The organism is Cupriavidus sp. R6-3 (assembly GCF_059772245.1).
This window is the reverse complement of record NZ_JCBAJO010000009.1, coordinates 23,216-47,949: the sequence shown is the minus strand read 5'-3', so window position 1 is coordinate 47,949 and position 24,734 is coordinate 23,216. Positions and strand designations below refer to the sequence as shown.

Annotated in this window: 22 protein-coding genes; 12 read left to right on the top strand and 10 right to left on the bottom strand. The window is 67.8% G+C overall.

All coding sequences use genetic code 11. The features are described from left to right. Positions 1 to 38: 38 nt before the first annotated feature. The 5 genes from AC6EI8_RS03585 (at position 39) to AC6EI8_RS03565 (ending at position 4,400) form a co-directional block, all read left to right on the top strand. A complete protein-coding gene (locus tag AC6EI8_RS03585) occupies positions 39 to 1,298 on the top strand; it encodes a M20/M25/M40 family metallo-hydrolase (RefSeq protein WP_150082916.1) in 1,260 nt (419 codons plus the stop codon). A gap of 376 nt (positions 1,299 to 1,674) precedes the next feature. Beyond that, entirely contained in the window at positions 1,675 to 2,850 is a 1,176-nt protein-coding gene (locus AC6EI8_RS03580; RefSeq protein WP_498381282.1) for a hypothetical protein, read from the top strand. A gap of 126 nt (positions 2,851 to 2,976) precedes the next feature. Then, entirely contained in the window at positions 2,977 to 3,726 is a 750-nt protein-coding gene (locus AC6EI8_RS03575; RefSeq protein ID WP_149316381.1) for a DUF892 family protein, read from the top strand. Positions 3,727 to 3,804: 78 nt separating this feature from the next. Continuing rightward, entirely contained in the window at positions 3,805 to 4,125 is a 321-nt protein-coding gene (locus tag AC6EI8_RS03570; RefSeq protein WP_149316380.1) for a hypothetical protein, read from the top strand. Next, on the top strand, positions 4,122 to 4,400 hold the full coding sequence (locus AC6EI8_RS03565; protein WP_149316379.1) for a DUF2795 domain-containing protein: 279 nt from the start codon (positions 4,122 to 4,124) through the stop codon (positions 4,398 to 4,400). Before AC6EI8_RS03570 ends, AC6EI8_RS03565 begins: the two co-directional genes overlap by 4 nt. A gap of 96 nt (positions 4,401 to 4,496) precedes the next feature. On the opposite strand, the gene AC6EI8_RS03560 is transcribed toward AC6EI8_RS03565, so the two are convergent. After that, positions 4,497 to 5,462, bottom strand: coding sequence for a LysR family transcriptional regulator (locus AC6EI8_RS03560; RefSeq protein WP_053824353.1), 966 nt, complete (start codon positions 5,460 to 5,462; stop codon positions 4,497 to 4,499). 316 nt (positions 5,463 to 5,778) lie between these two features. Here AC6EI8_RS03560 and AC6EI8_RS03555 point away from each other — a divergent pair, with 316 nt between their 5' ends. The 4 genes from AC6EI8_RS03555 to AC6EI8_RS03540 all read left to right on the top strand — a co-directional run bounded on the left by AC6EI8_RS03555 (position 5,779) and on the right by AC6EI8_RS03540 (position 13,082). Then, positions 5,779 to 6,699 carry an alpha/beta hydrolase gene (locus AC6EI8_RS03555; protein ID WP_498381281.1) on the top strand — a complete coding sequence of 307 codons (921 nt, stop codon included), beginning with the start codon at positions 5,779 to 5,781 and terminating at the stop codon, positions 6,697 to 6,699. 194 nt (positions 6,700 to 6,893) lie between these two features. Beyond that, positions 6,894 to 8,141 carry an efflux RND transporter periplasmic adaptor subunit gene (locus AC6EI8_RS03550; protein WP_498381280.1) on the top strand — a complete coding sequence of 416 codons (1,248 nt, stop codon included), beginning with the start codon at positions 6,894 to 6,896 and terminating at the stop codon, positions 8,139 to 8,141. Positions 8,142 to 8,313: 172 nt separating this feature from the next. Next, positions 8,314 to 11,514 carry an efflux RND transporter permease subunit gene (locus AC6EI8_RS03545; protein ID WP_149316374.1) on the top strand — a complete coding sequence of 1,067 codons (3,201 nt, stop codon included), beginning with the start codon at positions 8,314 to 8,316 and terminating at the stop codon, positions 11,512 to 11,514. An 80-nt stretch (positions 11,515 to 11,594) separates the two neighbouring features. Then, positions 11,595 to 13,082: an efflux transporter outer membrane subunit gene (locus tag AC6EI8_RS03540; protein WP_498381279.1), complete on the top strand. Its 1,488-nt coding sequence runs from the start codon at positions 11,595 to 11,597 to the stop codon at positions 13,080 to 13,082. Between the two features lie 140 nt (positions 13,083 to 13,222). On the opposite strand, the gene AC6EI8_RS03535 is transcribed toward AC6EI8_RS03540, so the two are convergent. Then, positions 13,223 to 13,984 carry an SDR family NAD(P)-dependent oxidoreductase gene (locus AC6EI8_RS03535; RefSeq protein ID WP_149316372.1) on the bottom strand — a complete coding sequence of 254 codons (762 nt, stop codon included), beginning with the start codon at positions 13,982 to 13,984 and terminating at the stop codon, positions 13,223 to 13,225. A gap of 156 nt (positions 13,985 to 14,140) precedes the next feature. Between AC6EI8_RS03535 and AC6EI8_RS03530 the strand changes: the two genes are divergently transcribed. Together AC6EI8_RS03530 and AC6EI8_RS03525 are read left to right on the top strand one after the other, a co-directional pair. Beyond that, positions 14,141 to 15,049, top strand: coding sequence for a LysR family transcriptional regulator (locus AC6EI8_RS03530; protein ID WP_498381278.1), 909 nt, complete (start codon positions 14,141 to 14,143; stop codon positions 15,047 to 15,049). Positions 15,050 to 15,143: 94 nt separating this feature from the next. After that, a complete protein-coding gene (locus AC6EI8_RS03525) occupies positions 15,144 to 16,088 on the top strand; it encodes a cation diffusion facilitator family transporter (protein WP_149316370.1) in 945 nt (314 codons plus the stop codon). On the opposite strand, the gene AC6EI8_RS03520 is transcribed toward AC6EI8_RS03525, so the two are convergent. Further along, entirely contained in the window at positions 16,085 to 16,297 is a 213-nt protein-coding gene (locus tag AC6EI8_RS03520; RefSeq protein ID WP_149316540.1) for a DUF3820 family protein, read from the bottom strand. The genes AC6EI8_RS03525 and AC6EI8_RS03520 overlap by 4 nt on opposite strands. A 123-nt stretch (positions 16,298 to 16,420) precedes the next feature. Continuing rightward, a complete protein-coding gene (locus AC6EI8_RS03515; RefSeq protein ID WP_150082915.1) occupies positions 16,421 to 17,611 on the bottom strand; it encodes an MFS transporter in 1,191 nt (396 codons plus the stop codon). Between the two features lie 190 nt (positions 17,612 to 17,801). On the opposite strand from AC6EI8_RS03515, the gene AC6EI8_RS03510 reads away from it, so the two are divergent. Then, the gene (locus tag AC6EI8_RS03510) at positions 17,802 to 18,725 is read left to right on the top strand and encodes a LysR family transcriptional regulator (RefSeq protein WP_498381277.1); all 924 of its coding nucleotides are present in this window, start codon (positions 17,802 to 17,804) and stop codon (positions 18,723 to 18,725) included. Here AC6EI8_RS03510 and AC6EI8_RS03505 read toward each other — a convergent pair. The 6 genes from AC6EI8_RS03505 to AC6EI8_RS03480 all read right to left on the bottom strand — a co-directional run bounded on the left by AC6EI8_RS03505 (position 18,718) and on the right by AC6EI8_RS03480 (position 24,699). Further along, positions 18,718 to 19,329 (bottom strand): AAA family ATPase, encoded by a 612-nt coding sequence (locus tag AC6EI8_RS03505; protein WP_498381276.1) that lies wholly within the window; start codon positions 19,327 to 19,329, stop codon positions 18,718 to 18,720. The genes AC6EI8_RS03510 and AC6EI8_RS03505 overlap by 8 nt on opposite strands. Positions 19,330 to 19,403: 74 nt before the next feature. Beyond that, on the bottom strand, positions 19,404 to 19,844 hold the full coding sequence (locus tag AC6EI8_RS03500; protein ID WP_223819553.1) for a M23 family metallopeptidase: 441 nt from the start codon (positions 19,842 to 19,844) through the stop codon (positions 19,404 to 19,406). 150 nt (positions 19,845 to 19,994) lie between these two features. Continuing rightward, entirely contained in the window at positions 19,995 to 20,399 is a 405-nt protein-coding gene (locus AC6EI8_RS03495) for an OsmC family protein (RefSeq protein ID WP_149316368.1), read from the bottom strand. Positions 20,400 to 20,584: 185 nt separating this feature from the next. Then, positions 20,585 to 22,801: an amylo-alpha-1,6-glucosidase gene (locus tag AC6EI8_RS03490; protein ID WP_498381275.1), complete on the bottom strand. Its 2,217-nt coding sequence runs from the start codon at positions 22,799 to 22,801 to the stop codon at positions 20,585 to 20,587. 19 nt (positions 22,802 to 22,820) lie between these two features. Beyond that, positions 22,821 to 23,939, bottom strand: a complete 1,119-nt coding sequence (locus AC6EI8_RS03485; protein WP_149316366.1) for a glycosyltransferase family 4 protein — start codon at positions 23,937 to 23,939, stop codon at positions 22,821 to 22,823. A gap of 259 nt (positions 23,940 to 24,198) precedes the next feature. Beyond that, complete coding sequence (locus AC6EI8_RS03480; protein WP_149316365.1) at positions 24,199 to 24,699, bottom strand: GFA family protein; 501 nt, start codon at positions 24,697 to 24,699, stop codon at positions 24,199 to 24,201. Positions 24,700 to 24,734 lie beyond the last annotated feature (35 nt).

Below are 24,734 nucleotides of genomic sequence, written 5' to 3'. Positions count from 1 at the left end.
ACCCCGGGCCCTCACCAGGAGACTTCATGCAGCCACGTCTGCCCCCCGCCGTACGCCGCCTCGCCGCGGCCGCGCTGTTCGTCTGCACCGCCGCCGCCACCAGTGCGGTGCAGGCCGCGCCCGACGCGACGCTGTTCGAGGCAGCGCGCGCCGCGCAGCCGAAACTGATCGAATCGCTGAAGGAAATGGTGTCGATCGAATCGGGCAGCCGCAACGCGGCGGGACTGGCGCAGATGGCGGCGTATGCCGAGAAGCGGCTCGCGGCGCTGGGTGCGACCGTCGAGCGCGTCAAGCCGAAGAGCGGGGACAGTCCGATCGTCAAGGCGACGCTGACGGGCAACGGCAAGGCCCGCATCATGCTGATCGCGCATATGGACACCATCTATCCTCCCAACACGCTGGCCACGCAGCCGATCCGGCAGGATGGCAACAAGCTGTACGGGCCGGGCATCGCCGACGACAAGGGCGGCATTGCGGTGATCCTGCACGCGCTGGAGATCCTGCAGGCGAGCGGCTGGCGCGACTATGCGCGCATCACGGTGCTGCTGAACGCCGATGAGGAAATCGGCTCGGAGGGCTCGGGCGAGCTGATTGCCGCGCTCGGCGAGCAGCACGACGTGGTGCTGTCGTGCGAGCCGACCGCGGCCAAGGCGGTGGTCAAGGCCGAGGCGCTGCTGCTCGGCGCCAGCGGCACCGCCAGTGCGACGATGGAGGTCAAGGGACGCGCCGCGCATGCGGGCGCGGCGCCCGAGCATGGCCGCAACGCGCTGCTCGAACTCGCCCATCAGCTGCAGCAGACGCGCGATATCGCCAAGTCGGTGCCCGGCACGCAGCTGAACTGGACCGGCGCGCAGGCGGGCGTCGTGCGCAACCAGATTCCCGAAGTCGCGGTGGCGACCGCCGATGTGCGCACCACGGTCAAGGACGGTCCGCAGAAGCTGAAGGCCGCGCTGGAGCGCAAGGTCGCCGAGAGCAGGCTGATTCCGGATACGCATACCACGGTGTCGATGGAGGAGGGCCGTCCGCCCTTTGTCGTCAACGAAAAGGGCCGCGCGCTCGCGAAGCGGGCCCAGCAGATCTACGCCGAACTGGACGGCCGCCCGCTCGCGCTGGCGGAGGGGACCGGCGGCGGCACCGACGCCGGCTATGCCGCGCTGTCGGGCAAGCCCGCCGTGGTGGAGAGTTTTGGCCTCGCCGGGTTCGGCTATCACGCACGCGACGAGTACATCGAAATCGACTCGATCGTGCCGCGGCTGTATCTGATGACGCGCATGCTGCAGGAAATCGGCAAGCAATAGCGGGGTAGTCCACTCCGCGGCAGTCGCATTCCGCGGCAGTCGTATTTCACGGCAACCCCATTCCGCGGCAACCCCCATTCCGCGGCAATTCCATTCCGCGGCAATTCCGTTTCGCAGTCGTTCCGCTTAAAACCCGCGCCATACCGCTTGTCCAATGCGCCCGCCGGCAAGAAACCGGCGGGCGCATTTTTTTGCGCAACGCTGCGCGAGCCGCCAGCGCAAGTTTTGCAAGGCGTGCAGGGATTGTCTTCCGGATTCACAACGTGGGGCCTGCGCTGGCGCGCAGCGGGATCGGCACGCCCGTTGCTAGAGCAAGAAACGCGTCGCCGGCGGCATGCCGCACGGCGTCTTTCGCTCACCCCACAATGGAGTTTCCATGGACACCTTGACCGATCTGCTGGATGCCAAGGGCTGCCCGCTGGGCCAGCAACATTTCACTTGGAAGGACCTGGTCCAGGCGCCGATCAGCAAGCTGGACGACGACGCATTCACTCGCGTCCGGATCATTCTGATGAATGGCATCGAATCCGATGCGCTGCGGCTCAAGCACATCATGTCCCGCTGCAATCGGGAATTGCGCATTCCGCTCGCGCAGATCCGCCGCGTCGAGCATCACCAGGCGACGATGATCAACTGGCTGATCGGCGCCGACCATTCCCCGCTGGAGACCACGATCGCCTACGAGCAGGTAGCCATCGAGGTCACCGCGGCCGTCGCGCAGACCGAGCCCGATCCCTACCAGGCGCAGGCCTATCGCTTCGGCCTGCTGGAGGACTTCGATCACCTGTACCGCTATAGCGCGCTGCTCGACCGGCTCGAAGGCAAGAACGCGAACGCGATCACGCAGGGCCATACCGACATCGTGCCGGGGCGCTCGACCTGGGTCGAACACCGCGCGCCGCAGGATGACGTGCGCGAGAGCTACGACCGCGCCAACGCCGCGCTGATCACCAAGATCCACGCCGCGATGATCACCGCGGCCGAGTACCAGACCCACGACTACTACATGAACATCGGGCCGCTGTTCACCGATCCGCTGGCGCGCCAGCTGTACGCCGAGATCGCCTCGATCGAGGAGCAGCACGTGACGCAGTACGGCTCGCTGATGGACCCCGACGAAAGCATGATCGAGAAGTGGGTGATTCACGAAGCGATGGAGGCCTACAACTACTACAGCTGCGTGCAGCAGGAGAGCAACCCGCGCATCAAGGCGATCTGGGAACGCTTCCTCGATTACGAGCTGGGGCATCTGCATGTCGCCTGCGAAATGCTCAAGCGCCACGAGAATCGCGATCCGGCCGAGATCTTGTCCGGGCCGCTGCCCAAGCCGATCGACTTCGCCAGTCAACGCGATTTCGTGCGCAAGGTGCTCGCGGACGAGGTGGACCTGCGCGCCAACGGCATGGACTTCGTGCCGCTCGACAAGGACAGCCCCGCCTCGATCGAATACCGCCGCGTGATGAATGCCGAAGGCTCGCCGTCGCAGCTGGTGTCCGCCGGCTATGTGTGGACGCCCGGCACGGAACTGGCGCGGATGCACACGAGCGCCTGAGGCGTTTGTTGCCGAGGCGGCCGCCGAGGCCCGCACGCTGAACTACCGAGCCGAACGATCGCTTGAACTATCGAGCCTGACTATCGCCTGACTATCGAGCAGGACAACCGAAACTGGAGAGAACGCATGCAACAGACCACCCAGATGGGCGTCAACCGCACCGGCGCGCAGATGTCGCCGATCGACACCGAGACCATGGAGCGTTATGCCGAAAACATGGGGCCGGACAGCGGTATCGACGATATGAACGTGCCGGCCGAATCGCAGCCCGCCGCCGATATGCGTGCCCAATATATTGATGCGGCCGATCCGGTCGGTTCGGTGCCGCTGCCCGGTACGCTCAAGGGCGCGATGAGCACGACCGTGGACAAGCTGACCGGCAATCGTCCCGAGGTGCTGATCGACAAGCTCGGCGAGCGCCTGGCTTTCGAACGTACCGGTACGCGCCTCTACGAACTGATGATCGCCAAGTGCAAGGAGATGGATACCAGCGCGGTCGATCCGGACGTGCTCGGCACGCTGATGCATTTCCACGATGAAGAGGCCGAGCACTTCGCGATGGTCGACGAGACCATGCGCGCGATCGGCGCGGACCCGACCGCGGTCACGCCCTGCGCCGACGTGGCGGGTGTCACCGCGATGGGCGTGCTGCAGACCATCGCCGATCCCCGCACGAACTTCGCGCAATGCCTCAATGCGCTGCTTACCGCGGAGATGACCGACAACGCCGGCTGGGAGCTGCTGATCAAGCTCGCCACCGAGACCGGTCATACCGAGATGGCGCAGAAGTTCCAGCAGGCGCTGACGGAGGAAGAGCAGCACATGGCCACGATCCGGCAGTGGCTGGAGCGCGCGGTCATCACCGAAGCGACGTAAGACGAGGCGCACCGGCACCAACACCAGCGCCGGTTGCCGCGGCAGCGCCGCGGCATCCCCCCGCCTGAAGGAGAGCGCATGAAGGAAATGTTCTATCGCGACCATCTGATCGCCGCCCACGCGGTGCCGGTCGGCGCCAGCGCGGGCGTGCGCTACGGCTACCAGGGCGAGATCCTGCCGGCCGGGGCGCGTGCGGCCACGACGCAGGACCTGCCGACGTCCTTCGCCTCCGATGTCGACACGGCGTTCGACAACGCGGCCACGGCGATCGAGGCCTGCCTGCTCGAGGGCCGGCGGCTGATCGATACCCGGCTCGACGGCGCCGACACGCCGGCGGCATCTTCGGACCCGGCCCGGGCGCCGGGCTCGGGCAACAGCAATCACAGGAGCATGCAATGACCCAGAAGCAGACCGACCAGGGCAAGAGCGGATCGAGCGGCAAGGGCGCCGCGCAGGGTGGCAAGGATGGCGGAGGCGGACGCGAGGAGCCGAGCCCGATCGATGTGCAGAAGTCCCTGAAGGGCATCGACTTTCCCGCCACCAAGGACGACATCCTCTCGCGCGCCCGCGACGGCGGCGCCAGCGAGGAAGTGATGGCCGAACTGGAACAACTGCCCGAGCGCGACTACGATTCGCCGGCAGAGATTTCGCGGGAGTTGGGCAAGCTGCATTGAGCGAATTGACTGTGCGCGGCCTTTCGCGGGGTATTCAGCTGCCGCAGGCGTAATGCGATTCGGGGCAGGCGGTGCGCAGCTTTTGATTTCTGCGTGCTACGACACCGCCTCCAACACCGGCGCCACGACCGGGCGCGGGCCCGGGAACGAATCGCGATAGCCCATTTCCGGATCTCGCGCGAATATCTCGGCGGCCCAGTCGACGAAGACCCGCACCTTGGCCGACAGATTCCGGTTTTGCGGATACATGGCCGAGATCGGCATGACCTCTTCCTGCCAGTCGCCCATGATTTCGACCAGCCGGCCGCTTTCCAGATACGGTTGCGCCATCACGCGCGAAATGACGGCGATGCCGTGTCCTTCCAGCGCACAGCCGATATAGACCTCCGGATCGTTGGTCGAGATCGCCGACGGCAGCAGCAATTCATGGCGTTCGTCGCCGCGCGTCAGGATCCATGGCATTTCCCGGCCGGTGCGCGTCGACAGGTAATTGATCGCGCGATGCTGCATCAATTCTTCGGGCGTGGTCGGCGTGCCGTGCTGCTTTAAATAAATCGGCGACGCGTAGAACGCCAGACGCAATTGGCCGATGCGGCGCGCCACCATCGTATCGTCGACGGTATCGCCGACGCGGATCACCACGTCGACGCCTTCCTTCAGCAGATCGATTGGCTTGCCATTGATGGTCAGTTCGACCTTCAGGTCTGGATAGCGCGCGAAGAACTCATGCAGATTGGGCACCAGCGCCAGGCGCGCCAGCCCGCCCACGGTATCGACTCGCAGCGTGCCGCGCGGGGTCTGGTTCTGATGGGTCAGCGATTGCTCGGCTTCGTCGACATCGGCCAGAATGCGCACGCATCGCTCGTAATAGGCGGCGCCTTCGGAAGTCACGCTGATCCGGCGCGTGGTACGGTGCAGCAGCTTGACGCCCAGGTGCGTTTCCAGATTCTGGATCAGCCGCGTCAGCGTGGCCTTGGGCAAATCGAGCGATTCGGCCGCGCGGGCGAAACTGCCGACGTCCACGACGCGGGTAAAGGCTTGCATTGAGACGAAGCGGTCCATGGCGGCTGTCCAATTAGAAGCCATAGCGAGCGGACGGCGCCGCGCGGCTGGCGAGGGCGAATCTTACTCACTCTGTCGGTCGTATGCACGGTAGGGTCTTTCATTGGCATAACCGCAACAGTGGAGCGGTTATTCGCCGAATGGGGACGATCTATCGGAACAGACCACGGGCCGGCGCGATTATTCCATCCGCAGAATAGTGCGTTGGCAAACTGCGCCTTTATCCCGTCTACGTCAATCACCATAATTCGATGCAACGCAACATGCAAACCATGCGTCGAGCCGTGTTCCCGGCCGGCGCAACGGGACCGACACCATGACCAAACCGACGCAAGCCACCGCATCCCAGCCCGCCAAGGCCGGCGCCGCGGCGCGCGTGGTGCGGCATGAGATCGCCAGCGGCGAGCGCACCATCGCTGTGCACGTGTGCTATCCGGCCGGGTATCCGACCGCCTGGGCGCCGGCGCCGCTGCCGTGGCTGCTGTATCTGCACGCCGGCAGCTTCGTCGACGGCGGCATCGAGAAGGCGGCCCGTCTGACCCGCCAGCTGGCCGGCGCAGTGCCGGCCGTGGTGGTGGCGCCCGAATACTCGCTGGCCCCGGACCATCCGTTCCCGGCCGCGCCGGAGGACGCCTTCAATACCGCCGAATGGGTATTGCGCCAGGCGCGCCGGCTCAAGGTCGACAAGATGCGTTTCTCGCTGGTCGGCGAGGAAGCCGGCGGCAATCTGGCGATTGCGGTGGCGCAGATGCTGCGCGATCGCGGCCTGCCCGCGCCGCGCGCGCAATGGCTGATCCGCCCGGTTACCGACCCCTGCCTGCAGCACGCCTCCTGCGCCGGCCAGGCGCACGTGCCGCTGGAAACGCTGCAGCGCATGGCCGTCTGCTATCGCGATTACCTGCCGACGCCCGCCGCGTCGGTCCACCCCTACGCCGCGCCGGCGCATGCGATGCGCCTGGCCGGCCTGCCGCCGACGCTGATCCAGGTGGCCGAGCTCGATGCCCTGCGGCCCGAAGGCGAGGCCTTCGGACGCAAGCTGCTCGACCGCGGCGTGGCGGCGGAAACCCGAATCATGCCCGGCGCCTGTGGCGCCGGTGTCGAAGCATCCCACGACCGATGTCAGGTATGGGTCGATGAAGGCGCGCGCTTTCTGCGAGAACGATTCGCGGACAGCGACGATGCCTCGCCACAGGCCGAACGCCGGCCGGCAGCCAAGCCTTCCGGTTGGGCGCCGTGACGTGCCTGCGGCCGCGCCAGCGTTCATCGCGCTAGCGCCGGCCGCCATTCGAGAAGTCAGCCGCGTGTGAATGTCTCCGGACCCCGCGTCGGCGCCCCAGGGTGTGCTCACCCGCAAGGCGCCGAACGGGCCCGGCGGGCGGCGTTCGTCCTTTTGCTTTTCCGGTTGAAGAAAACCCGAAACGGAGTGAAGAAATGAAGCTGCAATCCCGACGTAGCCTGATCGCCGTCGCCATCGTGGTCGTGCTGGGCACCGGCCTGGCGACCTCGATCCTGCGCCCCTGGCATGCCGGCGAGGCGCAAGCCGTGCCGAGCCCCGCCGCCAGCGCGGCGGCGGTCGATGTCGCCGCCGCCATCGGCAAGACCATCACCGAGTGGGACGAATTCTCGGGCCGCCTGGAGGCGATCGACCGCGTCGAGGTGCGTCCGCGCGTCGGCGGCACCATCGACGCGGTGCACTTCCGCGAAGGCGCGATGGTCAAGAAGGGCGATCTGCTGTTCACCATCGACCCGCGGCCGTACGCGGCCGAGGTGGCCCGCGCCGAAGCCGCGCTGGCCGCGGCGCAGGTGCGCGCCAGCCACGCGCAGAGCGAGCAGGTGCGGGCGCAGCGGCTGCTGGACGACAACGCGATCTCGCGCCGCGAATTCGACGAACGCATCCATGCGGCGCGCGAGGCCAACGCCAACGTGCGCGCCGCGCAGGCCGCGCTCGACTCCGCCAAGCTGAACCTGGCCTACACCCGCATCGCCTCGCCGGTGACCGGCCGCGTCTCGCGCGCCGAGATCACGGTGGGCAATCTGGTCGCCCCGGGCGCCAATGCCCCGGCGCTGACCACGGTGGTGTCGGTGTCGCCGGTGTACGCCAGCTTCGAGATCGATGAGCAGAGCTATCTGCGCTACACGGCGCCGGGCGCCGCGGGCGGGTCCAACGGCAAGGGCATGGCGGTGTATCTGGGCCTGGCCAACGAGGAAGGCCATCCGCACGAGGGCCGCATCCAGTCGGTCGACAACCGGCTTGACCCGCGCAGCGGCACGATCCGCGTGCGGGCGGTGTTCGACAACCCGGACGGACGCCTGCTGCCGGGGCTGTACGCCAAGGTCAAGCTCGGCGGCAACGCGCCGCATGACGCGGTGCTGATCAACGACCGTGCGATCGGCACCGACCAGGGCAAGAAGTTCGTGCTGGTGGTCGACAAGGACAACAAGCTGAACTATCGCGAAGTCCAGATGGGGCCCAACTACGACGGCCTGCGCGTGATCCGCTCCGGCCTGAAGGCGGGCGAGGTGATCGTGGTCAACGGCCTGCAGCGCGTACGGCCGGGCGATACGGTCGCGCCGACGCCGGTGCGCATGGCGCTCAAGCGCGAGCTCGAACGCGGCAATGCGACCGAAAAGAGCGCGGACAACCAGCCGGAGCCGGCCAAGAAGGAGTCGGTCGGATGACGTTTGCCAGCCTGATTTTCTCGCCTCGCCCGCGGGCTGGCGAGGGAGAACCAGCCCCGCCAGCCACGGCATCCTGAGCTGACCCAGTCAGCCAGCTGCATCGCCCAAATGCGTTTCCATGGCGTCCAGAAAACGGACCGCCAGGGGGCTCCCTTTTTTATCGAGACCCGTCATGAACCTCTCGAAATTCTTTATCGACCGGCCGATCTTCGCCGGCGTGCTATCGGTGCTGATCTTCCTGATCGGCGCGATCGCCATGTTCAAGCTGCCGATTTCCGAGTATCCGGAAGTCGTGCCGCCGTCGGTCGTGGTGCGTGCCCAGTATCCGGGCGCCAACCCGAAGGTGATCGCCGAAACCGTCGCCTCGCCGCTGGAAGAGCAGATCAACGGCGTCGAGGACATGCTGTACATGTCCTCGCAGTCGAACAGCGACGGCCTGCTGACGCTGACCGTGACCTTCAAGCTGGGTACCGACCCGGACAAGGCCCAGCAGCTGGTGCAGAACCGCGTCTCGCAGGCCGAGCCGCGCCTGCCCGAGGACGTGCGCCGGCTCGGCATCACGACCGTCAAGAGCTCGCCCGACCTGACCATGGTGGTCCACCTGGTCTCGCCGAACGATCGCTATGACATGACCTACCTGCGCAACTACGCGGTGATCAACGTCAAGGATCGCCTGGCGCGTATCCAGGGCGTGGGCCAGGTGCAGCTGTTCGGCTCGGGCGACTATGCGATGCGCGTGTGGCTCGATCCCGAGAAGATGGCCGAGCGCCAGCTCGCCGCCAGCGACGTGGTGCGCGCGATCCGCGAGCAGAACGTGCAGGTGGCCGCCGGCGTGATCGGCGCCTCGCCGTCGCTGCCGGGCACCGACCTGCAGCTGTCCGTCAACGCGCAGGGGCGCCTGAACACCGAGGAAGAGTTCGGCGGCATCATCGTCCGCACCTCGCCGGACGGCGGCGTGACCTATCTGCGCGATGTCGCGCGCATCGAGCTGGGCGCGTCCGAATACGCGCTGCGCTCGCTGCTCGACAACAAGCCGGCGGTGGCGATTCCGATCTTCCAGGCGCCGGGATCGAACGCGATCCAGATCTCCGACGATGTGCGCAAGACCATGGAAGAGCTCAAGGAGAACTTCCCGGACGGCGTCGACTACAGCATCGTCTACGACCCGACGCAGTTCGTGCGGCACAGTATCGAGGCGGTCACGCACACGCTGTTCGAGGCGATCGCACTGGTGGTGCTGGTCGTGATCCTGTTCCTGCAGACCTGGCGCGCGTCGATCATTCCGCTGCTGGCGGTGCCGGTGTCGATCGTCGGTACGTTCGGCCTGATGTACGCGTTCGGCTTCTCGATCAACGCGCTGTCGCTGTTTGGCCTGGTGCTGGCGATCGGTATCGTGGTCGACGACGCGATCGTGGTGGTCGAGAACGTCGAGCGCAACATCGAGGAAGGACTGTCGCCGAAGGAGGCCACGTACAAGGCCATGCGCGAAGTCAGCGGGCCGATCATCGCGATCGCGCTGGTGCTGTGCGCCGTGTTCGTGCCGCTGGCCTTCATGACGGGCCTGACCGGCCAGTTCTACAAGCAGTTCGCGCTGACCATCTCGATCTCGACGATCATCTCGGCGTTCAACTCGCTGACGCTGTCGCCGGCGCTGTCCGCGCTGCTGCTGCGCAGCCATGACGCGCCGAAGGACTGGCTGGCGCGCGCGATGGATCGCGTGCTGGGCGGCTTCTTCAAGCGCTTCAACCGCTTCTTCGGCGCCAGTTCCGAACGGTACGGGCAGGGTGTCAAGGGCGTGGTGCGCCGCAAGGGCGCGGTGTTCGGCGTCTACGCCGTGATGCTGGCGCTGACCTGGGGCATCTTCCAGATGGTGCCGAAGGGCTTCGTGCCGGCGCAGGACAAGCAGTACCTGGTCAGCTTCGCCAAGCTGCCCGATGGCGCGACGCTCGATCGGACCGAGGACGTGATCCGCCGCATGTCAGAAATCGCGCTGAAGCATCCGGGCGTGGAATCGGCGGTGGCCTTCCCGGGCCTGTCGATCAACGGCTTCACCAACAGCCCGAGCGCGGGCATCGTGTTCGCCACGCTCAAGCCGTTCGAGGAGCGCAAGTCGGAAGACCTCAGCGGCAATGCGATCGCGGCGCAGCTGAACCAGCAGTACGGCGCGATCCAGGACGCGTTCATCGCGGTGTTCCCGCCGCCCCCGGTGCAGGGCCTGGGCACCATCGGCGGCTTCAAGCTGATGATCGAGGACCGTGCCGCGCTCGGCTATGACGCGCTGTTTGCCGCGACCAATGCGTTCGCCACCAAGGCGCGCGCGACGCCGGAACTGGCGGGCATCTTCAGCAACTACCAGGTCAACGTGCCGCAGCTCGACGTGCAGCTGGACCGCGTCAAGGCCAAGCAGCTGGGCGTGCCGGTGACCGACGTGTTCGACACGCTGCAGACCTATCTGGGTTCGGCCTACGTCAACGACTTCAACAAGTTCGGCCGTACCTACCAGGTCAAGGTGCAGGCGGATGCCAGCTACCGCCAGCATGCCGAGGACATCCTGCAGCTGAAGACGCGCAACGCCGCCGGCGAGATGGTGCCGCTGTCGTCGATGGTGCAGGTCAAGCAGGGCTTCGGTCCGGACAGCGTGGTGCGCTACAACGGCTTTACCGCCGCGGACATGAACGGCGGACCGGCGCCCGGCTTCTCCTCGGGCCAGGCGCAGGCCGCGGCCGAGCGCATCGCCGCGGAGACGCTGCCGAAGGGCATCAAGTTCGAATGGACCGAGCTGACGTATCAGGACATCCTGGCCGGCAATGCGGGCGTGTGGATCTTCCCGCTGTGCGTGCTGCTGGTATTCCTGGTGCTGGCCGCGCAGTACGAGAGCCTGACGCTGCCGCTGGCGGTGATCCTGATCGTGCCGCTGTCGCTGCTGGCCGCGCTGACCGGGGTGTGGCTGTCGGGTGGGGATAACAACATCTTCACGCAGATCGGCTTCATCGTGCTGGTGGGCTTGTCGGCGAAGAACGCGATCCTGATCGTGGAGTTCGCCCGCGAGCTGGAGCATCAGGGCCGCACCATCGTGCAGGCCGCGATCGAGGCGAGCCGCCTGCGTCTGCGCCCGATCCTGATGACCTCGTTCGCTTTCATCATGGGCGTGGTGCCGCTGGTGGTGTCGACCGGCGCGGGCGCGGAGATGCGCCAGGCGATGGGCGTGGCGGTGTTCGCCGGCATGCTGGGCGTGACGTTCTTCGGCCTGTTCCTGACGCCGGTGTTCTACGTGGCGCTGCGCAAGCTGGCCACGCGCGGCAAGGCGCAGCCCGAGCCGGCGCCGGAGCCGAAGCCCGACAACAGCGTGGCACTGGCTGAACCGCAACATTGAGTCGCAGTGAAGGTGTGCTCGCTCCCCCGGGGAGGGAGCACACCGAACGAGCCAAAGAACGAGAATCAAGGAACAACGACATGACAGCAAACCTGCAATCGTGGATGCCGCGGCTGGCCACGCTGGCCGCCGCGCTGGTGCTGGCAGGCTGCTCGCTGGCGCCGACTTACAAGGTGCCGGAAACCGCGACCGCCCCGGCCTTCAAGGAGGCCGAGGCCGCGCAGGCCGAAGGCGCCCAGTGGAAGGTGGCGACGCCGGCCGAGGGCGTCGAACGCGGCCAATGGTGGAAGGTATTCGGCGACGCAGAACTCGATCGGCTGATCGACGCGGCCAACAGCAATAACCAGGACCTCGCGGCGGCGGCCGCGCGCGTCAAGCAGGCGCGCGCCTTCACCGGCGTGGCCGAAGCCGACCTGTATCCGCAACTGAGCGTCGGCCTCGATCCGACGCGCAGCCAGCCGTCCGCGGCCTCGCTCGGTTTGCCCGACGGCACGCCGGTGTCGCCGCGCACCGTGCTGCGGGCCCGTGCGATCGCCAGCTACGAGGTGGACCTGTTCGGCCGCGTGGCCGACAGCGTCCGTGCCGCGCGCGCCGAGGGCGAAGCGGCCGAGGACCTGTTCCGCTCGGTGCAGTTGACCTTGCAGGCCGACGTTGCGCAGGCCTTTTTCGTGCTGCGTACGCTCGACGCCGAGCGCCAGCTGCTGCGCGCGACGATCGCGCTGCGCGAGGACGCGGTGCGCCTGCTCAAGCGCCGTTTCGATGCCGGCGAGACCACCGACCTCGATCCGGCACGCGCCGAGGCCGAGCTGGGCACCGCCCGCGCGGATCTGGCCGATATCGAGCGCCGTCGCGCCAACCAGGAGCATGCGCTCGCCGTGCTGACCGGCGTGCCGCCGTCGCAATTCGCGCTGGCCGAACGTCCCTTCGACGCCGCGCCGGTGGCGATTCCGGCCGGCTTGCCGTCAGACCTGCTCGAGCGCCGGCCCGACATCGCGCAGGCCGAGCGCCTGATGGCGGCGGCCAACGCGCGCATCGGCGTGGCCAAGTCGGCGTTCTTCCCGCGCATTTCGTTGACCGGCGTGTTCGGCTTCGAGTCCAGCGAGCTGTCGAATCTGTTCCGCTGGTCCTCGCGCGCCTGGCTGCTCGGCCCGCTGATCGGCTCGACCATCGCGGCGCCGATCATCGACGGTGGCCGCAACCGCGCCAACCTGGCCGCGGCGCGCGCCCAGCATGAAGAAGCGGTCGCTGCCTACCGGCAGACCGTGCTGGTGGCGTTCCGCGAGGTCGAGGATGGGCTGGCCGATGTCCGCTGGCTGTCGCAGCAGGCCAGCGCGCTCGACAGCGCGCTCGCCGGGGCTCGCCGCGCGCAACGCATCTCGCGCAGCCGCTACGATGCCGGCGCGGTCGACTATCTGACCGTGATCGATGCGGACCGCACCGTGCTGCAATCGCAGCGCGCGGCCAATCAGGTGGCGGGCCTGCGCGCCGCCGCCACCGTGGCGCTGGTGCGCAGCCTCGGCGGCGGTTGGGGGCCGGTGCAGGCGTCGAGCGACGCGGCGGCACGGTGATCGCGGTCAGGGTGATCGCGGCCAGCGTGATCGTGGCGAGGCAATAAAGCAGCACGCCCGCTGTCTGCTGTGCGCAGGCAGCGGGCGTGCCGCAACAAGGGGAGAGGCCGGCGTGACCGGCCTCTTTTTTTCATCCAGGATCAAAGCAACATGCCGCCCGAGGCCTCGACCCGTTGCGCGTTGATCCAGCCGGTGCCCGGGGCAAACAACGCCGCCACCACGGCGCCGATATCGTCCGGCTTGCCGGGGCGGCCCAATGCGGTCACCGAAGAAACGAAGGCGTTGACTTCCTCGTTGTCGCGCACGACGCCGCCGCTGAAGTCGGTCTCGATGGCCCCGGGCGCCAGCGTGTTGACGCTGATGCCGCGCGGGCCCAGCTCCTTTGCCAGATAGCGCGTCAGCACTTCGACGCCGCCCTTCATCGTCGCGTACGCCGAGTAGCCCGGCAGCGCGAAGCGGGCAAGGCCGGTCGACACATTGAGGATGCGCCCGCCGTCGGCGATCAGCCCGAGCAGGGCCTGCGTCAGGAAGAACGGCGCCTTCAGATGGACGCGCATCAGTTCGTCGAACTGTTCTTCGGTGGTATCGGCAAAGGCGGCATGCACGCCGATGCCGGCGTTGTTCAGCAGGAAATCGAAACGGCTGCGGCCCCAGCCGGCCAGCACCGACTCGACCTGTGCCGCGAAGCCGGGGAAAGCGCGGCTGTCGGCCACGTCCAGCTGCAGCGCGGCGGCGCGCCGGCCCAGCCGCTCGATCTCCGCGACCGCGCTGTCGGCCTCGGCGCGCTGGCCCCGGTAGGTCAGGATCACGTCGGTGCCCTGGCGGGCCAGGTGGATCGCGGCATTGCGGCCCAGGCCGCGGCTGCCGCCGGTGATGACGGCGATGGTGGAAGTTGTGGTCATGAAGTGGACTCCGGATAAGGGGGTTGGGGGTTTCGCTTTGCGGATCGGGGTCGAGCCGCGTGAATCCACTTTATTGATTCGTCCGTGACGCATAAACTGGCGTGGCGCGATAGCTCTGTTTTCCATCGCCAAACAATTGCTCGGACAACCCACCCCATGGACTCCCTCGACACGCTGCGCATCGTTCTGCGCGTCGCCGAACTCGGCGGCTTCGCCCGGGCCGCGGACAGCCTCGAGCTGTCGAAGGCCGCGGTATCGATCGCGGTGCAACGGCTGGAGGCCAGCCTCGGCACCCAGCTGTTCCATCGGACCACGCGCCGGGTCCAGCTGACCGCCGACGGGCAGGCGTTCTACGAGCGTGCCCGCGATCTGCTCGATGACATGGACGAGCTGCACGGGATGTTCCAGCGCGACGGCGGGGCGCTGAAGGGCCGGCTGCGCGTCGACATGCCGGCCGGCATGGCCTCGATGTTCGTGATTCCGCGGCTTCCGGAATTCCTCGACAGGCATCCCGAGCTTTCCATCGAAATCAGCGGGACCGACCGTCGTGTCGATGTGGTGCGCGAAGGCTTCGACTGCGTGGTGCGTGTCGGCACGCTGGAGGACAGCAGCCTGGTGGCGCGGCCGTTGGGGGCGATGCGGTTGATCAACTGCGCCAGTCCCGGCTATCTGCGTCGCCATGGCGTGCCTCGCACCATCGACGATCTTCGCGATCATCGGCTGGTGCACTACGCCAGCACACTGGGGCAGCGCCCGCTCGGCTTCGAATACCCCGATGGCGCCGGCCATGCGGCGATGCCGATGGCGGGCGCCGTCACCGTCAACAACGGCGCCGCGTACGAAGCCGCGGCGGTCGCCGGACTGGGCATCATCCAGGCGCCAGCCACGGCGATGCAGGCCAGGCTGGCGGCAGGCGAGCTGGTCGAAGTCCTGCCGGATTTCCGGCCGCCGGCGATGCCTGTTACGCTGCTCTATGCGCAGCGACGCAATCTGCCGCGGCGCGTGCGCGTCTTCATGGACTGGATCGCGCAGGTCCTGGAACCCCATCTCGAACCGCTGCCGTGACGCTGGTGCCCTGCCTTGCCGGATAGCCTCCGCAAGACGCTGGCAGGCCGCCCGCGGCGTGAACTGCCCACGTTGCTGCGGTACAGTCGAGGCCATGAGCAAGCCCCGTCCCATCGAGCCCGCCCACGACCATGACGATGCCGCGCTGCGGCAGCGCGCCGCGCGCCGCAGCACGCTGGTCAGCGTGGCGGCCAATCTGGTGCTGACCGTCGCGCAGGCCGTCACGGGCATCGTTGCCGGCTCGCAGGCGCTGCTGGCCGATGCCGTCCATTCGCTGTCGGACATGCTGTCCGATTTCATCGTGCTGTTCGCAGGCATGCACAGCGGCAAGGGGCCCGACGAAGATCACCAGTACGGCCACCAACGCTTCGAGAACGCGGCTTCGCTGGCGCTCGGCGTGCTGCTGCTTGCCGTCGGCGTGGGCATGCTGTGGTCGGCGGCCGGCAAGGTCGATCCCGCGGGCGACACGCCGCCGGTCGGCATGGCCGCGTTGTGGGTCGCGCTCGGCACGCTGGTGCTGAAGGAATCGCTGTTCCGCTATCTGCTGTCGGTCGCGCACCGCGTGCGCTCGAGCATGCTGGCGGCCAACGCCTGGCATTCGCGCTCGGATGCCGCGTCGTCGCTGGTGGTCGCGCTTGGTATCGGCGGCAGCCTGCTCGGCTATCGCTGGCTCGATCCCGTCGCCGCCATGGTGGTCGGCCTGATGATCATCCGCATGGGCTGGCGCTTTGGCTGGAATGCGATGCAGGACCTGATGGACCGCGGCGCGGACGCGCACACCGTCGAGGCAATCCGGCACAGCCTGTTGTCCACGCCGGGCGTGCTGGGCGTACACGACCTGCGTACGCGCAAGATGGGCGACCTGATCCTGGTCGACGTGCATCTGGAGATGGAGGCGATGCTGACCGTCGAGCAGGGCCACGCGATCGCGATGGAGGCGCGCCGGCGCGCGATGGAAAACCGCGACGTGCTCGACGTGATGACCCACATGGACCCGGTGCGCCGTGGCGGCGCCACCGTCGACCGCGCGGCCGGCTAGCGCTTGCGCAGCGGCGCGAGCAGATGCGACAGGCCGTTGTGGTCGAGCTCCTGCATCAACGCCAGCAACCGCCCGATCTCACCCGGCGGAAACCCTTCGCGCGCAAACCAGTTCAGGTAATTGCCCGGCAGATCGGCGATCAGCCGGCCCTTGTACTTGCCGAACGGCATGGTGCGGGTGACGAGGAGTTGCAGGTCTTCGGGGTGCATGGAGATAAGGGGGCCGCAACTGCGCTTGCCGGCGGCTCGTCGCCTTGTCGCGGTTGCCCCATATCGTAGCGGATCCATGGCCGCGTCCTCACGTGTCGGTCCCCGGGGAGCAACTGTGCCCCATCAACCGGCCTCGGCCCCCGCCGCACACGCAGGCAACGACGGCCGTGCCCGTTCCAGCCGCACGCTCCAGGCCGCGACCGCCAGTGCCGACAGCGGAGCCAGCGCGGCAACCCAGGGCAGGGCGGTCAGGCCTGGACCGTGGTCGATCACCATGCCACCGAGCCAGGCGCCCAGCGCATTGCCGAGGTTGAAGGCGGCGATATTGAAGCTCGACGCCAGGTTCTGGCCCGGTCCGCGCGCGTGCCGCAGCACGCGCAGTTGGAGCGGCGACACCGTGGCGAAGGCCGCGATGCCGAGGATGCCGACGAAGGCCACCACCGCGACCTGGTGGTGGATGGCGAAGGTCATCAGCGCCAGCACAGAGGCGAGCGAGAGCAGCGTGGCGAGCACCGCGGCGACCGGACGGCGGTCCGCCAGCCTGCCACCGAGCAGATTGCCGACGATCATGCCGGCGCCGAACAGCAGCAGGATCGGCGACACCGCCGCCTCGCCATAGCCGGCCACCTTGGTCAGCAGCGGCTGCACGTAGGTGATCACCGCGAAGATGCCGATGGCCTGCAGGATCGTCATGGCCAGGCCCAGCATCACCTGCGGCCGCACCATGGTCGCCAGCTCGTCCTTCAACGAGGCCGGCGCGCTGTGGTCGCGGCTGGCCTTGACCAGCATGCCGATCACGACGAGCGATACCAGCCCGATCAGCGTCATCGCCCAGAACGTCGAACGCCAGCCCAGATGCAGGCCCAGCCAGGCGCCGGCGGGCATGCCGAGCAGCGTGGCCAGCGTCAGGCCGGAGAACATCACCGAGATCGCCGAAGCGCGGCGGTCTTCCGGCACCAGGCCGGTCGCCACCACGGCGCCGACGCCGAAGAAGGTGCCATGCGTCAGCGAGGTGATCACGCGGGCGATCATCAGCGTGGTGTAGTCGGGCGCCAGCGCGCAGGCCGCGTTGCCGACGGTGTAGATCACCATCAGCGCCAGCAGCACGGCCTTGCGCGGCATGCGGCGGGTCAGCAGCGTCAGGATCGGCGCGCCGGCGGCGACACCGAACGCATAGCCGGACACCAGCATGCCGGCCGAGGCGATCGACACGTGCAGGTCGGCGCTGACCTGCAGCAGCAGGCCCATGATCACGAATTCGGCGCAGCCGATGCCGAACGAGCCGGCGGTCAGCGCGTAGAGCGCCAGCGGCATGCCTGCGCGCGCGGGCTTGGCAGGAGGCTTGGCAGTGGGTGGGGTGGTGGACGGAGTAGTGGACGGGGTAGTGGCGGTAGGCGGGGCGGCCATGACAACTCTCCTATTGGAAGGCTCGCAGTTTGCCCGCCCGCATCTTTTTGAAAAACCGGCGGTATCATGAATCAGTTTCAATATCCGATTGATAGTCATGGACCGAATCGGCGATATCGCGCTGTTCCTGCGCGTACTGGACCTCGGCTCGATCAGCGCTGCCGCGCGCAGTCTCGACCTGTCGGTGGCCGTCGCCAGCCAGCGCTTGAAGCGGCTGGAACAGGACCTTGGCGTACGCCTGCTGCACCGGACCACGCGCCGGCTGCATGCGACGCCCGAAGGCGCGGCGCTGGCCGAGCAGGGCCGCGGGTTGGTCGAGGAACTGGAGGCGCTCGGTAGTTCGCTGCGCCGGGCAGGTGGCGAGGTCACCGGTACGCTGCGCGTGACCACGGCATCGTCGTTCGGCCGCCAGTACCTGTCGCCGCTGTTGCCCGAATTCATGGCGCGGCATCCGCAGCTACGGCTCAACATCCATCTGGACGACCGCGTGGTGGATCTGGTCAGTGCGGGCTTCGACTTGGCGGTTCGCATCGGCGCGCTCGACGATTCGACGCTGGTCGCGCGCAAGCTCGCCAACAATCGGCGGCTGCTGTGCGCGTCGCCGGACTATCTGCGCCGGCATGGCACCCCGCGCACGCCGGAAGAGCTGGCCCAACACGAATGCCTGGTGTTGGTGGGCAGCCAGGGCAGGCAGGACCTGTGGCGGCTCGAAGACCGTGACGGCCGCGAGATCGCCGTGCGGGTGCGCGGCCGGATCGAGGCCAATACCGGCGAATTGCTGTCGGACGCCGCGCTGGGCGGTCTCGGCATCGCGCTGCATTCGTACTGGCATGTCTGCTCGATGCTGCGGGCCGGCCGGCTGGTTCAGGTATTGCCCGACTACCAGATTGCCGACACGGGCATCTATGCGGTGATGCCGCAGCGACGGCTGGTGCCGCCGCGCGTACGGGCACTGGTCGATTTCCTGGCCGAACGCTTCGGCGACATCCCGCCGTGGGAGCGCGACAGCGGACTCAAATGACCGCGTGCGCGGCGTCGATCCGATCGAGCACGAACCGCACACGCGCAGCCACGTCGACGCGCGGCAGCTCGATCAGCGTATAGCCGCAATCGCGATAGGCCTGTGCGACCGCGTGGCAGGTCCGTTCGGCCTCGTCCAGGCTCTGCTTCCGCTCGGCGTCCTGCCGGTAGATTTCCGGCCAGGGCGGTGCGATGAAGACCTGCTGGCGATAGCGGAAGGCGGCGGCGGCGCGCAGCAGATGGTCGGGCACCGGCAGCTCGCACAGCCGCAGGTAGCCGATCACGTCCGGCACGCCGCGGTCGAACAGCACGGGGCCGGGATGCCGCTGCGCCAGACGATAGGAGCGCAGTTCCCAGGCCAGCATCGCTTCGGCGAAGGCCTGCCGGTCGCGCCATGGCAGCGCGGGTCCGTCGATCGCGATTTGGTCCTGGATGATGCCGCGACCGGCTTCTTCCGAGCGGGCATAGCCTTGCCGCTCCAGCGCATCGATCAGCGTGCTCTTGCCCGAGCCTGGGCCGCCGGTGAAGACGATCAGGCGGTCGATATGGCCGGCGACGCCGGCTGCGGCATGGTCTTCGGTCTGGTTGAAGCTTGGTGCCGACATTGGCTTCTTCCTGGATGATTGGAATTTCGGGGCGCTGCGAATGGTGAAGCATGGACGGCCGGGCGCGTGCCGGCTTACTTCGACGTCGCGATGCGCGCCGTCAACAACGGATAGGGATTGATCGCACCGGTCGGCGTATAGATGCCGTAGTGCAGATGCGGCGGCGTGCCGCGCGCGTTGCCGGTATTGCCGACATACCCGAGCACGGTGCCGGGCGTGACGCGATCGCCGGGCGCGATCTCGCCATAGCGGTCGAGGTGGGCGTAGTAGTGCATCTGCCGGCCCGGTCCCATGACCCAGACCACCTGGCCACCGAGATTGTTGGTGCCGACGCGGGACACGATGCCTTCGGTGGCCGACACGACCTCGCGACCGCGCGGCGCGAAGATGTCGATGCCCTGATGCTGCCGGCCGCCGGAGCGCGGGGCGTTCCAGGTATCGCGCAAGGCGTTGGCCGGTACGCCTGCGACGGGCACCGGCAGCGCTTTGGGCGCCGGCATCGCCGCGAGGCGCATGCCGTAGAACACGCGCTCCAGCACCGGCTGGACGCGTGGCCAGGCCCACCATGCCGCCGCCGCGAAGGCCGCGACCCATAACCACCCCGAACGCCTGCGTAGGATCGACACGGGGTCAGGCTGCCGCGGTGTTCGCCGATCGGCGCGGACTCAGGCGGTTGCCCTGGTGGTCGCGATCGACACGCCGGCCTGCAGCGTCAGCGTGACCGGCGTCTTGCCGGCGATCTCCAGCAGGCGTTCCCATTGCTCGTCGCTCAGCGCCGCCGAGGCGTGCAGCGTGCGTTCGATGCGCGTATCGCCGTCGCGGTTTTTCAGCAAGGTCAGCTCGACGCGCAGATCGCCGAGGTCCCAGCCCTTGCGGTCCGCATACATGCGCAGCGTGATCGCCGTGCAGGCACCGAGCCCGGTCAGCACATAGTCGTACGGAGCCGGCCCGGCATCCTGCCCGCCCGCCTTGGCGGGCTCGTCGGCCACCAGCTGATGCTTGCCGGTGGTGATTTCGTGCCGGTAGTTCGGTCCGGCGGCGCGGACACTGGCGTGGGAAACCGGGGTCATGACGGGCGGCTCCTTGCAGGGAGGGAAAGGGGGGAAAGATGGGACGGCACCGAAAATGCTGACTGCCGAGGCCGGTGCCGGAGCGGCTCACACTAACACTTAAGCGCTCTCGCGTACAGCCAGCCTCGGTGCCAGGGCGCCCGGAATCCCGGTCGATCCCTCGTCAACTCCTCGTCGGTTCCTCGTCAATTCGTCGTCAACACCCGCACCGGTCCGCGCCGCTCCAGCATGTCGACGACGACATGCCGGCCCGAGCGCCGCAGCGCGACGTCGGCCGAGCCGCCGCCGACCGCCAGGTTGCGGAAGACCACCTCGTCGAGGAAGGCCGGCAGCGCCGGCTCGTCGAAGGTGATATGCACGCGCTCGGTGTCGAAGCCGAGCCCGAGGCTGGCCTGCAGCATGTATAGCGGTGCGGCCGCGGCCCAGGCCTGCGGGGTGCAGGCGACCGGATAGAAGGTCGGGCCCTGCGTGCCCTGGCGCGGGAAGCCGCAGAACAGCTCGGGCAACCGGCGCAGGTCGATATAGGTTGAGGCCGCGAACAGGCCCTCGAAAATCCGCGCTGCTTCGCGATGGAAGCCGTAGCGCGCCATGCCGCCCGCGATCAGCGCATTGTCGTGCGGCCAGACCGAGCCGTTGTGATAGCTCATCGGGTTGTAGCGCGCCTCGGTCGACGCCACGGTGCGCACGCCCCAGCCGCAGAACGACGTTCCCGACATCAGCGTACGTACCACCGCGGGGGCGCGCTCGGGCAGCGCGATGCCGGTCAGCAGCGCATGGCCGGCGTTCGACGTGCGCACCCGGCATGGGCGCTTGTCGCCATCGAGCGCGAGCACATAGGTGCCGAGCGCCTCGTCGAAGAACTCCGCATCGAAGGCCGCGCGCAGGGCCTCGGCGCGCGCCGCGCATTGGGTCGCACGCTCGGTCATGCCCAGTTGCGCGGCGATATCGGCGCCGGCCTGCCAGGCGCCGTAGACGTAGGCCTGCACCTCCGCCAGCGCGATCGGGCCCCTGGCCAGCGTGCCGTCCGCATGGAAGACCGAGTCCTGGCTGTCCTTCCAGCCCTGATTGACCAGCCCTTCGGTGGTGCGCCTGCCGTACTCGACGAAGCCGTCGCCATCGCGATCGCCATAGCGCTCGATCCATTGCAGCGCGGCCTCGAGGCTCGGCCACAGCCGCTGCAGCGTGCCGAGATCTCCGGTGCGATGCAGATAGGCGCCTGCCAGCATCACGAACAGCGGCGTCGAGTCGATGCTGCCGTAGTAGCGGCGGAACGGCACCTCGCCGAGCTCCGCCATCTCGCCGTGCCGGACCTCGTGCAGGATCTTGCCCGGCTCGGCGTCGGCGGCCACATCGTTTTCGGTGGCCTGATTGGCCGCCAGATAGCCGAGCACGCCGCGCGCGATATTCGGGTCCAGCCACAGCGTCTCCAGCGCGGTGATCAGCGCATCGCGGCCGAACACGGTGCTGAACCACGGAATCCCGGCGTAAGGGTAGGGACCCTCCGGCGTATCGGTGATCAGCATGTACAGGTCCGACACGCTGCGCCGGACCGCCTCGTTGAAGATCTCGTTCGAGGTCACGATCGAGGCCGCGCGCGAGGCCGAGTTGCGCAGCGCCCGCCGGGCGTCGCGCAGCGCGCTGAAGAAGGCGCAGCGGGTCTGCTGCGGAATCTCGCCGATACCGCAGCGGATCTCGACGAACAGCAGGCGCGCCTCCTTCGGCTGGATATCGAGCGTGAAGCGCGCGCAGTTGCCGGTCAGCCGGGTCGGCGCCGGATCGAACAGCAGCGCCGTGTGCCGGCTCTGCTGATCGAGCCCGGTATAGCCGAGGATGACCCGATTGTTGCTGATGCGGGGCGGATGATGTTCGCCGCGGCGCTCGCGTTTCGAGCCGCGGACCTCGAACAGGTCGGCGAAGTCCGCCGCGAACGCGAGTTCGAGCTGGATGCGGCGCGGCTTCTCGTCGAAGTTGCGGATGATCAGCCGTTCGTAGCAGGTCGCGTTCCACAGGAAGCGCGAGCGGCGCAGATGCAGCAGATCGTGCTCGATCTTCAGCTGGCCATCGCCATCGAACAGATCGGGATTGGTCAGGTCGCAGGTCAGCGTCGCGTTGTCGTCGCGCAGCGTCGACGACAGCAGCATCGGCCGCGCGCCGTCGATCGACAGGAACAGGTGCGACAGGTGGCGGGTGTCCCGATGGAATATGCCCTCGGGACTGCCGGGGCCCGACAGCGCATCGCCGTTGTGGTCGAACACCGCGAAGGTGTCGCCATGCTTGAGCGTGCGTGGCCTGCGCTCCTGCAGCGACGCGGCGGCCGGGATGAAGAACTGGGCGAGCTGGGTACCGCCGGGCCCGGTGGGCGCCGGCGCGTGGGAGGCGGCAACAGTGCTGGCGGTTGGCATCGTCGCGATCCTTTGCGGTTCAGGCGAGGGCGGGCAGGCCGACACGGTCGCTGCCGGCCACGCCGCCCACCGTTGCACCCATGGCTCGGCGCAGCAGCGCACCGGCGCTGACATCGGCCAGGCTGCGATAGATCTCGACATACTGCTGCGCCATTCGTTCCACGGTGAAGCGCTGCTCGAAGGTCGCGCGGATCCTGCCGCGGTCCAGTTCGTCGATGCGTCCGACCGCCTGCGCCGCCTGCTCGATGTCCTCGACGATAAAGCCGGTCACCCCCTCGTCGATGACTTCGGGCACCGAGCCGCAGCGGTAGGCGATCACCGGCGTGCCGCAGGCCATCGCCTCGATCATCACGAGGCCGAAGGGCTCCGGCCAGTCGATCGGGAACAGCAGCGCGCGCGCGTTGCCGAGGAATTCGGCCTTCTGATGCTCGTTGATTTCGCCGATGAACTTGACCTTCGGATGCGCGGCGATCATCGGCGCGATGACTTCGTCCCAATAGGCCTGGTCGGCCTTGTCGATCTTGGCGGCGATCTTCAGCGGCATGCCGGTGCGCGCGGCGATTTCGATGGCGCGATCGGGCCGTTTTTCGGGCGAGATGCGGCCGAGGAAGGCCAGATAGCCGCCCTTCGCCTCGGCGGTGAAAGGCAGCAGGTCGCGCGGCAGGCCATGGTGCACCGTGCCGACCCAGTTGACGGGCGGCATCGGGCGGCGCTGGTCGTCGGAGATCGACACCAGCGGAAATTCGGGGAAGGCGCGATAGAAGGGCACCAGGTCGGGCAGATCGAGCCGGCCATGCAGCGTGGTGACGGTGCGCTCGGCGATGTCGCGGATCAGCGGGAAATGCAGCAGGTCGATGTGGAAGTGCAGCACGTCGAAGTCGTCGGCACGCCGGCGGACCTCGTCCAGCATCATGATGTGATAGGGGATCGGGTCTTTCACCCTGGGATCGAGCCGTAGCGCGATGTCGGAGCCGCGTACCAGCCGGGCGGCGGTCCTGGAGTCGCCGCTGGCGAACAGGGTCACGTCATGACCCTGGCGGACAAGCTCTTCGGTCAGATAGGACACGATGCGCTCGGTGCCCCCGTAGAGCTTGGGCGGGCAACGCTCGGCAAGCGGGGCGATCTGGGCAATCTTCATCAGCAAACCTCCTCTTCAAGCGAAGTTGACTGTCCGGAAGCCGCACGGCCGCGATGGCCGGTGCGGCGTGGGTGCCGTTCCAGAGAAGACGGGCCGACGCCAAATTAAGGGCGGCTGTGTGACCTTCAAGAGCCGCCCGGCAAAAATTTTTTTGGGCGGCGCGTAGCGGCGCCGCCCTCTTCAGCTAGTTATATGCGATGCGGAAGCGGTGTGAAGGACGGGCCGCATGCGGCCCTTGCCGGCCGGTGGTCCGACGGCGTCAGCGCTCGCCATTGCCGTCGCCGAGGCCATGCCGGGCATGCCATTGCGCCAGCGATTCGTCGGGCCACTGGCGGCAATGGACATGCCCCTTGCCGCGCGGCACGTCGACCCAGGGCGCGGCATAGTCCAGCGCCGCCTCGACGACCTCCGGCGGGCGCGGCAGCGGGGTGTCGATCGCCGACGCATGGGGATGGACCAGTTCCGGCCAGCGCGGGTCCCACAGCCACAGCGGGCTGCCGCATTGCAGGCAGAAATGCCGCGACGCCGGCGAGCGGGTCGCGCGCTTGCCGGGCTCGCGCATCACGGCGTGATAGATGCCCAGATGCTTGCGGCCGCGTACGCGCAGCGTGTTGGCGTCCGCGCCGAGATTGATCGCATAGCCGCCGGAGCCCGCGGTCTTGCGGCAGATCGAGCAATGGCAATGCATGAAGGGGTAATACGAAGACGACTCGACGCTGAAACGCACCGCGCCGCAATGACAGGAGCCTTCCAGATGCATGGCGACCTCATATCCAGGAGTGGTGGATCGAGGTT